4 protein-coding genes are annotated in these 4,064 nt (G+C 72.0%); 1 reads left to right on the forward strand and 3 read right to left on the reverse strand.

Features of this window, described 5'->3' with window-relative positions:
* Positions 1-22: 22 nt before the first annotated feature.
* The gene (locus HLK59_RS48620) at positions 23-781 is read right to left on the reverse strand and encodes an ABC transporter ATP-binding protein (RefSeq protein WP_171148101.1); all 759 of its coding nucleotides are present in this window, start codon (positions 779-781) and stop codon (positions 23-25) included.
* 123 nt (positions 782-904) lie between these two features.
* Positions 905-2,086 (reverse strand): PP2C family protein-serine/threonine phosphatase, encoded by a 1,182-nt coding sequence (locus HLK59_RS48625; RefSeq protein WP_171148102.1) that lies wholly within the window; start codon positions 2,084-2,086, stop codon positions 905-907.
* A gap of 162 nt (positions 2,087-2,248) precedes the next feature.
* Here HLK59_RS48625 and HLK59_RS48630 point away from each other — a divergent pair, with 162 nt between their 5' ends.
* Positions 2,249-3,490, forward strand: coding sequence for a GNAT family N-acetyltransferase (locus tag HLK59_RS48630; RefSeq protein ID WP_171148103.1), 1,242 nt, complete (start codon positions 2,249-2,251; stop codon positions 3,488-3,490).
* 13 nt (positions 3,491-3,503) lie between these two features.
* Here HLK59_RS48630 and HLK59_RS48635 read toward each other — a convergent pair.
* Positions 3,504-4,064, reverse strand: a 561-nt coding sequence (locus HLK59_RS48635) for an Fpg/Nei family DNA glycosylase (protein ID WP_171148104.1), incomplete at its 5' end; no start/stop codon positions are given.

The raw sequence follows: 4,064 nt of genomic DNA on the forward strand, positions 1-4,064 counted from the left end.
AGATGTGTATAAGATGCAGGGGTCATGCTGCTGCTGGTATGTCGTTGCCGCGTGTGGTCAGGGTCGTCATGTGGGCCGCGATCCGGTCGGGCGTCGCCCGGTCCAGGTGGGCGGCCAGTTCTCCGTCGGCCAGGAACAGGACGCGGTCGGCCCAGGCGGCTGCCGTCGGGTCGTGGGTGACCATCACGACGGTCGCGCCCTGCTCGTCCACCGCGCGGCGCAGGAGGCCGAGGATCTCGGCCGCCGTGGTGGTGTCCAGGGCGCCGGTCGGTTCGTCCGCGAAGACGACGTCGGGGCGGGTGACGAGGGCACGGGCGATGGCGACGCGCTGCTGCTGGCCGCCGGAGAGATGGCCGGGGCGGCGGCGGGCCTTGTCGGTCAGGCCGACCTGGGCGAGGACCTCCGCGGTGCGCCGGCGGTCGGGGCGATGGCCCGCGAGGCGCATCGGGAGGGCCACGTTCTGCTCGACCGTCAGGGACGGGAGCAGGTTGAAGGCCTGGAAGACGAAGCCGAGGCGGGTGCGGCGCAGCGCGGTGAGCTTGTTCTCCTTCATGCCGGTGATCTCCGTGCCGGCGAGGCGGACGGTGCCGGAGGTGGGGCGGTCGAGGCCGGCCGCGCACTGGAGGAACGTGGACTTGCCGGAGCCGGAGGGGCCCATGACCGCGGTGAAGGTGCGTGGCGGCAGGGTCAGGTCGATGCCGCGCAGGGCGTGGACGGCGGTCCGGCCCCGGCCGTAGCGGCGGTGCACTCCGTGGAGCTCTACGGCCCAGTCGGCCTGCATGGCTGTCCTTCCGTTCGTTCGGGGGGTGGTGTCTCGAACGTACGGATTCGGGGGGTACGGGGACCATGCGGGCGGCTGGCGGATCGAGGCGGGGGTAAACCCCACCGTGGGAGGGGGGTGCCCTCAGAGGCTCGCCGCCTGGGCCGTCGGGCCCTCCCGGCAGATCAGCAGGAGCGCCCGGTCGTCGTTGACGTCCTTGGCCACCGCTTCGATCAGGTGCCAGGCCGCGCCGTGGAAGCCGCCGGCCACATAGCGGTCGGCCTCCCCGGTGAGGCGGTCGATGCCCTCGACGATGTCACGGTCGGAGGTCTCGACGAGGCCGTCGGTGAAGAGCATCAGGACGTCTCCGGGGCGCAGCGAGCCCTTGACCGGGTCGAACTGGGCGCCGTCGTAGACACCGAGGAGGGGGCCTTCGGCCGCCTTCTCCTCCCAGCGGCCGCTGCCCGCGCTCAGTTGGAGGCCCGGGGGGTGGCCCGCGGAGTAGAGCTCGTAGTCGCCGGAGTCCAGGTCCAGGACCAGGTGGATCGAGGTCGCGAAGCCCTCGTCCCAGTCCTGGCGCAGGAGGTAGCCGTTGGCCGCGGGGAGGAACGCGTGCGGGGGCAGGCTGCCCAGGAGGCCGCCGAAGGCGCCGGAGAGCAGCAGGGCGCGGCTGCCCGCGTCCATGCCCTTGCCGGAGACGTCGGTGAGGACCACTTCCATCGTGCGGCCGCCGTTGGTGCGGGCCGCGACCACGAAGTCGCCCGAGAAGGACTGGCCGCCCGCCGGGCGCAGGGCCATCTCCCGGTGCCAGCCCTGCGGCAGCTTCGGGAGCTTGCTCTGGACCCGGATGCGTTCGCGGAGGTCGAAGAGCATGGTGCCGCCGCGCCGCCAGGGCACCCCGACCCGGCTGCGGAACTGGGCGATCAGCAGCCCGAAGAAGCCGCAGGCCGCCACCACGAGCACGATGCCCGGGGTGACCCGGGACGGGCCTTCCGTGTACGGGCCCAGCTGCACCGACTCCACGATCAGTGCCGTCGCCGCCGCCGCGTACAGGCCGAGCAGGCTCGCCGGGCGCAGCAGCAGGCCGCCCGCGACGATCGGGAGGACCAGCGCGGCCGGGGAGACCCAGACCGAGTTGGCGAGCGTGGTGGCCGCGATCAGCGGGATCGTGATGAGCAGACCGGCCAGCGCGACCCAGTCCGAACCGTCCCCGCGGAAGTAGTCCACAGCGCTTCTGCGCAGGCCGACGCGGGCCCGGTGCCACTGCATCTTCAACCGGGCCGTGAACGTCTCGGCTTCCGCGCGCCGCTCTCGTCCTGCTGCCATTAGTTCGGGACCCTATCCATCGGACCAGCTGCTTGGCACGGGAGGTCCCACTTGTCCCCCGTCCGAGGTTCAACTTCACAGTGAACTTCACAGGAAGCCGTCGTGCCGCCACCAAGGAGAAATTCCCTGGCTCGTCCCGCAATGCCCTGGTAGGCATGGTCCATGGCTTCTGACTTGGCGACCGAACTGCGCGTACTGCGGCGGCAGGACTGGGACGAGTGGTACGACAACCTGATCCGCGCCTTCGGCGGGGTCCCGGAGTCGACCGAGGAACGTGAGCTGTGGGACTCCCTCACCGAGACCGACCGTGCCATCGGCGCCTGGGACGGCGATGTGTGTGTCGGTTCGGCGGGGGCGTTCAGCTTCCGCCTGACCGTACCCGGCGGCGCCTCGGTGCGGGCCGCCGGTGTGACGATGGTCAGTGTGTCCGCGACCCATCGTCGCCGTGGTGTCCTCACGGCGATGATGCGGCGACAGCTGGACGACGTACGGGAGTGGGGGTGGCCGCTGGCCGTGCTGACCGCCTCCGAGCCCGCCATCTACGGGCGGTTCGGGTACGGCGTCGGTACGCACGCCGTGACCGCCGAGATCGACACTAAGCAGGTCAGGCTGTCCGTCCCGCCGGGGACGGACGCCGTACGCCTGCGGTACGCGAAGCCCGCCGAGGTGCTGGACGCGTGCGAGGCGGTGTACGCGCGCGTGGTGCCGTCGCGGCCCGGGATGGTGGCGCGTACGACCGGCTGGGAGCGGCTGATGCTGCTGGACCCGGAGAGCGAGCGGGAGGGGGCCTCCCCGCTCCAGTGCGTGGTCGCGGAACGGGACGGCGAGGTCGTGGGGTACGCGCGCTTCGCCGTGAAGCCGGACTGGGAGCCGACCGGGCCGCAGGGCAAGGTGCTGCTCCGTGATGTCGAGGCGCTCGATCCCGCGGTGTACGCGGCGCTGTGGCGGTTCCTGTTCGACATCGACCTGACGTCGAAGCTGGTGACCCGGGGGCGGCCGGTGGACGACGCGTGGCAGTACCTCGTGTCCGACATCCGGCGGTGTTCGCTGCGGGTACGTGACTCGTTGCACGTGCGGCTGGTGGAGGTGGGGGCCGCGCTGGAGGCGCGGACCTATCAGGCGCCGGTGGACGTGGTGTTCGAGGTCGCGGACGACTTCTGTCCCTGGAACGCGGGGCGTTGGCGGCTGAGCGGGGACGCGAAGGGGGCGTCCTGCGAGCGGACCACCGACGCGGCGGATCTGGCCCTGTCCGTACGGGAGTTGGGGGCCGCGTATCTCGGTGGGGTGAGCCTGGCCTCGCTGGGGGCCGCCGGGCGGGTGCGGGAGGTTCGGCGCGGGGCGCTGGCGGAGGCCGCGGTGGGGTTCGGCTCCGCCGTCGCGCCGTGGCTGCCGCACGGGTTCTAGGCGCCGGCCCGTCTCAGGGTTTCTGGCAGGTCGGGCACCAGAAGAGGTTGCGGGCGGCGAGGTCGGCGGTGCGGATCTCGCCGCCACAGATGTGGCAGGGGAGGTTGGCCCTGCGGTAGACGTACACCTCGCCGCCGTGGTCGTCGACGCGCGGTGGGCGGCCCATCGCCTCGGGGGTGTGTTCCGGGCGGACCGTGTCGATGCGGTTGTTCCGCACGCCCTCGTGCATGAGGTCCACCAGGTCGTGCCAGATCGCGTCCCACTCCGGTGGGGTGAGCGTGTTCCCGGTGCGGTACGGGTCGATGCCGTGCCGGAAGAGGACCTCGGCGCGGTAGACGTTGCCCACGCCGGCGATGACCTTCTGGTCCATCAGCAGGGCAGCGATCGTCGTACGGCTGCGGGAGATCCTGCGGTACGCGGTCTCGGGGGCGGCGTCGTCGCGGAGCGGGTCGGGGCCGAGGCGGTCGTGTATCGACTGCTTCTCGGTGGGGGTGATCAGGGCGCAGGTCGTGGGGCCGCGGAGGTCGACGTACGACGTGGGGTTCGCGAGGCGGAGGCGGACCGTGTCGGTGGG

It is taken from the genome of Streptomyces sp. S3(2020), assembly GCF_013044505.1.
In the GTDB taxonomy this organism is placed as follows: Bacteria; Actinomycetota; Actinomycetes; order Streptomycetales; family Streptomycetaceae; genus Streptomyces.